Raw genomic sequence first — 6,331 nt, 5'->3', positions numbered from 1 at the left:
GTCGTTAGCTCAGTTGGTAGAGCAGTTGACTTTTAATCAATTGGTCGCAGGTTCGAATCCTGCACGACCCACCATCTCAAAGAATTCTCAGTAATAAAATCCCAGTAATGAAATTGCATATCGCACCAGTCGTGCGGGTGAGATCCTGCGTTCAGGTTCGAGTCTCGCTTGCGAGGCAACGGCGACAGCCGGTCATCCTGCCAGACCCACCATCTCAAAGAATTCTCAGTAATAAAACCTCAGCAATAAAATCGCATATCGCACCAGTCGTGCGGGTGGGAACCTGCGTTCAGGTTCGAGTCTCGCTTGCGCGACAACGGCGACAGCCGGTCATCCTGCCAGACCCACTCTCCCACAAATCACTGCTCCTAGCCGTTATCTTTTAAGTCCTTAGTCTCCCATTCCAACCAAAATTTCAGCGTAATAAACAAATATACCCAGAATCAAGAAATGTTCAGCGACTTTCAGCCAGAGATTAGGTATTTTGTTTAGTATATGAAACGATATGGTTGGGCAAGCGGCAGGATACAGCCTAAAAAGCAGACCCACAGCCTAGCATAGAGATAACAGCGATGAGTGAAATGTTTGATGTCAATGCGGCGATATACCCCTTCCCGCCGAAACCGGTGTCGTTAGACGTCACAGAGAAGGCTTTTTATCGGCAGAAGATCAAAACCTTGCTCAAGCAGCGTGATGCGGTTCTGGTGGCCCATTACTACACTGACCCGGAGATCCAGGCGCTGGCCGAAGAGACCGGCGGCTGCGTCGCCGATTCACTTGAGATGGCGCGTTTTGGTAGCCAACATCCTGCGTCTACATTGCTGGTTGCTGGCGTGCGTTTTATGGGGGAGACGGCCAAAATCCTCAGCCCGGAAAAACAGGTGCTGATGCCAACCCTGCATGCCGAGTGCTCTCTGGACCTCGGTTGTCCCGAGGCGGAGTTTGCTGCGTTCTGCGATAACCATCCAGATCGCACTGTAGTGGTTTACGCCAATACTTCCGCCGCCGTTAAAGCGCGTGCCGATTGGGTGGTCACTTCCAGCATTGCCGTTGAGCTGATTGAACATCTCGATAGCCTGGGGGAGAAAATCATCTGGGCGCCGGATCGCCATCTGGGCAACTATGTGCAGAAGCAGACCGGCGCAGACGTGCTGTGCTGGCAGGGGGCCTGTATCGTCCATGACGAGTTTAAAACCCAGGCGCTGATACGTATGAAAGCCCTATACCCGGAGGCCGCGATACTGGTGCATCCAGAGTCGCCGCAGGCGATTGTCGATCTGGCTGATGCTGTCGGTTCGACCAGCCAACTGATCCAGGCAGCGGTAACCTTGCCAAACCGGAAACTGATCGTGGCCACCGATCGCGGTATCTTCTACAAGATGCAGCAAGCTTGCCCGGATAAAGAACTGTTTGAAGCCCCTACTGCCGGTGAGGGGGCAACCTGTCGCAGCTGTGCCCACTGCCCGTGGATGGCGATGAACGGTCTGAAGGCTATTGCCGAAGGGCTAGAGCAAGGGGGGGCACAGCATGAGATCTTTGTTGATGGTGCACTGCGTGACCAGGCGCTTATTCCGCTCAACCGCATGCTGGACTTTGCAGCGCAGTTGAAAATGCAGGTTAAAGGCAACGCCTAAATCCAGGTTGACGTTTTTATAAGGAAGACATATGAGCTTTTTCAGCACCGGCAACATTCTGGTCCATATTCCGATTGGTGCAGGGGGTTATGACCTGTCGTGGATTGAGGCCATTGGTACGCTGTTTGGTTTACTGTGTATCTGGTATGCCAGCAAAGAGAAAATCATCAACTATCTGTTTGGCCTGATCAACGTCACGCTGTTTGCGGTGATCTTCTTTCAGATCCAGCTATACGCCAGCCTGTTGCTGCAACTGTTTTTCTTCGTGGCCAATATTTACGGCTGGTACGCCTGGAGCCGCCAGACGCAGGATAATCAGGCCGAATTGCAGATCCGTTGGTTGCCGCTGCCTAAAGCATTGGTATGGGGGGCGGTGTGCGTGGTGGGTATCGCGTTGATGACGTTTAATATCGACCGGGTATTTGCCTACCTGACACAAATTGCGGTGGCGGTCATGCAGGGGCTGGGTCTTAACGTACAGATGCCAGAACTGCAACCGGACGCTTTCCCGTTCTGGGATTCGGCCATGATGGTGCTGTCTATCGTTGCCATGATCCTGATGACGCGAAAATACGTCGAAAACTGGCTGTTGTGGGTAGTGATTGATGTGATCAGCGTGGCGATCTTTGCTTACCAGGGCGTGTACGCCATGGCGCTGGAATACGTCATTTTGACGCTGATTGCGCTCAATGGCTCTTGGCTATGGATACGCAGTGCAGCGAAGAATCACTCCAAGCCGTTCTCTTCAGCGTCTTAGTACTCCAGGGGCGCAACAAGCGCCCTTGGATGTTAATGATGATGCCCCAGATGGCTGGAGTGTGAGTGGTCACTCGCAATGCCGCAGTCATGGGTATCACAATGCTGGTACTCCATCTGGATCGTCGCATGGCCAATCTGGTAATGCTCCAGCAAATAGGCCTGGATGCGGCGTAACAGTCCGTCATGATCGTGGGGTGGGATCACCTGGGCGTGGAGCGTCATCAGCTTTTTTTCGCCAATCTGCCAGACATGCACGTGATGGATGTTACGCACTTCCGGAATATTCAGGCACAGATCCTTTTGCAGCTTATTGATATCTACCTCCTGCGGTGTTCCCTCCAGCAGTTCATGGAAACTCTCTTTCAGCAGGCGCCAGGCGCTGCGCAATACCAGGCAGGAAACCAGGACCGAGAGTATCGGATCGATGGGGGTCCAGCCGGTGGTGAGAATGATGATGGCTGCTGCAATCGCCCCGACTGAGCCGAGCAGGTCGCCAAGAACATGTAAGGCGGCGGCACGCACGTTGATATTTTTCTCTTCATTGCCGCGGTGCAGCAGCCAGAAGGCGAACAGGTTAGCCAGCAGACCCGCTACGGCGATCACCAGCATTGGGGTACCCATCACTGGCTGCGGTTCGAAGAAACGCTGTACGGCCTCCCACAGGATGAATACGACGATCAGCAGTAATGCGGCAGCATTGATAAAGGCGGCCAACGTGGTCAGGCGCAGATAGCCAAAAGTATGGCGGGCGTTGGGTTTTCGCTGTGAGAAGTGCACAGCCATCAGCGCGACGAGCAGGGCTGCGGAATCCGTCAGCATATGCCCGGCGTCTGCCAGCAGCGCCAGTGAGCCAGAAAGTAATCCGCCCACGGCCTCGACAACCATGAAGAGGGTGGTGACTAAAAATGCGGCTAGTAGGCGCTTACTGTTGCCGTCTTTAGGCTGATGGACATGGGAAGCTCCAGACATTACTTATCCTTTTGCAAAATTTGTCGGGTACCAAAGTTTAAGTTTGGCCGTTACTTAGCTCATTATAGGCGGCCTTGGTAGAGAGCTGAATATTTGCCGGTGGCGATTATGGGATCTAAAGGTGATTTACAGCGTCAGCCTCACAGGCTAGATTGGTAAAATCTACTCTACGCGCTGTGCGATACACCCGATACCGAATGGAAAAGTGATGAATTACCAAAACGACGACTTACGTATTAAAGAAATCAAGGAACTCCTGCCGCCGGTGGCCCTGTTGGAAAAGTTTCCGGCTTCGGCTCAGGCAGCAGAGACGGTGTCACAGGCTCGCCAATCGATCCACAACATCCTGCGTGGCAATGACGATCGCCTGTTGGTGGTGATTGGGCCTTGTTCCATTCACGATACCAAAGCGGCGAAAGAGTATGCTGCGCGCCTGATGACTCTGCGCCAAGAGCTCAACGGTGAGCTGGAAGTAGTGATGCGTGTCTATTTCGAAAAACCACGTACCACCGTTGGCTGGAAAGGGCTGATCAACGATCCGCAGATGGATAACAGCTTCCAGATTAACGAAGGGCTGCGCCTGGCGCGTAAACTGCTGTTGGATATCAATGACAGCGGCTTGCCTGCTGCGGGCGAGTTCCTGGATATGATTACCCCGCAATACCTGGCTGATTTGATGAGCTGGGGAGCGATCGGCGCACGCACCACGGAATCCCAGGTGCACCGTGAACTGGCTTCTGGCCTGTCTTGCCCGGTGGGCTTCAAAAATGGCACCGACGGCACCATCAAAGTGGCGATCGATGCTATCAATGCCGCTGGCGCACCGCACTGTTTCCTGTCCGTCACCAAATGGGGTCATTCCGCGATTGTTAACACCAGCGGCAATGGCGACTGCCACATTATTCTGCGTGGCGGTAAAGAGCCAAACTACAGCTCGGCCCATGTGAAAGAAGTGAAAGAAGGGCTGGCCAAAGCAGGTTTGCCTGCTCAGGTGATGATCGACTTCAGCCACGCCAACAGCAGCAAACAGTTTAAAAAACAGCTAGAGGTGAATGCGGATGTTTGCCAGCAACTGCGTGGTGGTGAAAAAGCCATTATTGGGGTGATGATCGAAAGCCACTTGGTGGAAGGAAATCAGAATCTGGAAAGCGGCGAGCCGCTGGTTTACGGCAAAAGCGTGACCGATGCCTGTATTGGTTGGGAAGATACCGAAACTGTACTGCGCGATCTGGCTGCAGCAGTAAAGGTGCGCCGTAGCCGATAAGCTATCTACGTTTATGGCCCTGCAACGTTGTTGTGGGGCCAAGCCTATCGTGATTTTAAGAATTTACTGTTTTCACATAATGACACTAGAATAAAATATAATATTATAATAATTTCTTAGAGCTTTCCTCTTTCCGCTTGACCTTTATTGATGATAATAAGTTGGTGCTACCGATCATATTTTTATTTCCAGGAAACATCTTATTTGGCCCGCCGCTGTTTTTATCTCGCGCAACTGTTACAAGTCAAACACAATTTGCTCTTGCCGCGCGGTATGATTATGATGATGCGTTTTTTGCAGCCAAAATTCCCAATCTAAAAATAAGGGTATTATGGTGGATGACTTTAATTTCTGGGTGAATAGCTGATGGAAAAAAATAGTACTCGGCATCAAATGTATTTTCGCGGTAAGGGCGGGGAGTATTTCTCGATCTGGCTGGTTAACATATTACTGACGGCCATTACATTGGGAATATACTCGGCGTGGGCAACGGTACGTCGTCGTCGTTATTTTTATGGCAATACCGAATTGAATGGCGATCGCTTCGATTACCACGCGCAGCCAATGCAAATCCTCAAGGGACGTCTGCTGGTGATTGGTGGAGTGATCCTGTTCTATGTTCTTTTGTTTATCAACCCATTGCTTGGCATGGTTGCCATGCTGGCGTTTTTTGCGTTGATCCCTTGGATTATTATCCGTAGCTGGCGTTATAACGCTATTATGTCTAGCTATCGTGGCGTTCGCTTCAATTACCTATGTCAAACCGGGCGTGCCTACTGGGTATTACTATTCTGCCCAATCCTGTTAGTGATTGGTCTGTATGCGGTTATGATTGTATTGGGTCTGATTGGCAGTAATCTGGGCAGCCCGACTGCGATGATTGTGCTGGCCGCTATTACGGTTGTCCTGTTTGTGCCGATGTTGGCTGCGATCAATGGCATTCTGGCTACCCTGCAATACGATCTTTACGTGAACAACCTGCGCTTCGGTAATTCGCCATTTGTGGCCGAATTCAAGAAAGCGGAGTTCATCAAGATTGCACTATTCAGCCTGTTGATCTTCTTGCCGTTCTTCATCATCGCCTTGGTATTGGTTGGTTCGTTCTTTGTCACATTAATCCAGATGGCGATTTTTGGTGGCATGTCTGACGCTATGTTGCAGAGCATGATGGTTAGCAATATCGGCAGCCTGTTCTTGATGATGCTAGTGCTGCTAATTGGCGTGATGGTTTCCAGCAGCTATATGGTGGTGAAGCAGCGTAACTACGTGTTTAACCAAACCACCTTGCAAGGTGAGGTTAAACTGCGTTCTTCCATGCAGACTCTGCCGTATATGGGGCTCTTGATTACCAACAGTTTGATCACCGTCTTCTCGCTGGGCCTTGCAGCTCCAGTGGCGCATGTACGCCATGCTCGCTATTTGGCTGAATCAACTCAGGTTGAAGGCGATCTGTCGCTGTTGTCTGTGCAGGCTCATCACGATACGGCCAATACCGCTATCGCTGAAGAAGCCGTACAGGCGCTCGATCTGGGCACCGGTTTTTGAGTAAAGACTGATGATCCTTGAAGGACACTATCAGTGCCCTGGCCGGGGGGGCCCCCCCCCCGCGCCGCGGGGGGGGTTAAAAGGTGGGGGGGGGGGGTGGCGGGGGATTAATTTGGGGGCAACGGGATTTTTGTTTTGTGGGAGAAAAAGTGGGGGGGGG

5 protein-coding genes are annotated in these 6,331 nt (G+C 51.7%); 4 read left to right on the top strand and 1 reads right to left on the bottom strand.

What is annotated here, in order from left to right:
* Positions 1–572: 572 nt before the first annotated feature.
* Both nadA and pnuC read left to right on the top strand, forming a co-directional pair.
* The gene (nadA, locus tag KAJ71_RS23040; RefSeq protein ID WP_248947776.1) at positions 573–1,634 is read left to right on the top strand and encodes a quinolinate synthase NadA; all 1,062 of its coding nucleotides are present in this window, start codon (positions 573–575) and stop codon (positions 1,632–1,634) included.
* A gap of 31 nt (positions 1,635–1,665) precedes the next feature.
* Complete coding sequence (gene pnuC, locus KAJ71_RS23035; RefSeq protein ID WP_248947775.1) at positions 1,666–2,391, top strand: nicotinamide riboside transporter PnuC; 726 nt, start codon at positions 1,666–1,668, stop codon at positions 2,389–2,391.
* 32 nt (positions 2,392–2,423) lie between these two features.
* On the opposite strand, the gene zitB is transcribed toward pnuC, so the two are convergent.
* A complete protein-coding gene (gene zitB / locus KAJ71_RS23030) occupies positions 2,424–3,362 on the bottom strand; it encodes a CDF family zinc transporter ZitB (RefSeq protein WP_248947774.1) in 939 nt (312 codons plus the stop codon).
* Between the two features lie 208 nt (positions 3,363–3,570).
* Here zitB and aroG point away from each other — a divergent pair, with 208 nt between their 5' ends.
* Positions 3,571–4,626, top strand: a complete 1,056-nt coding sequence (gene aroG / locus KAJ71_RS23025) for a 3-deoxy-7-phosphoheptulonate synthase AroG (RefSeq protein ID WP_248947773.1) — start codon at positions 3,571–3,573, stop codon at positions 4,624–4,626.
* 366 nt (positions 4,627–4,992) lie between these two features.
* Positions 4,993–6,171, top strand: a complete 1,179-nt coding sequence (locus tag KAJ71_RS23020) for a YjgN family protein (RefSeq protein ID WP_248947772.1) — start codon at positions 4,993–4,995, stop codon at positions 6,169–6,171.
* The last annotated feature ends 160 nt before the right edge of the window (positions 6,172–6,331 follow it).

The sequence above is a fragment of the Serratia silvae genome (assembly GCF_023282985.1).
In the GTDB taxonomy this organism is placed as follows: domain Bacteria; phylum Pseudomonadota; class Gammaproteobacteria; order Enterobacterales; family Enterobacteriaceae; genus Chania; species Chania silvae.
The sequence above is the reverse complement of the archived record's forward strand: the minus strand, read 5'-3'. Positions and strand labels throughout refer to the sequence as shown.

Coding starts and splice junctions, on each gene's coding strand:
- nadA (WP_248947776.1), top strand. CDS start 573: ATGAGTGAAATGTTTGATGTCAATGCGGCGATATACCCCTTCCCGCCG.
- pnuC (WP_248947775.1), top strand. CDS start 1,666: ATGAGCTTTTTCAGCACCGGCAACATTCTGGTCCATATTCCGATTGGT.
- zitB (WP_248947774.1), bottom strand. CDS start 3,362: ATGTCTGGAGCTTCCCATGTCCATCAGCCTAAAGACGGCAACAGTAAG.
- aroG (WP_248947773.1), top strand. CDS start 3,571: ATGAATTACCAAAACGACGACTTACGTATTAAAGAAATCAAGGAACTC.
- KAJ71_RS23020 (WP_248947772.1), top strand. CDS start 4,993: ATGGAAAAAAATAGTACTCGGCATCAAATGTATTTTCGCGGTAAGGGC.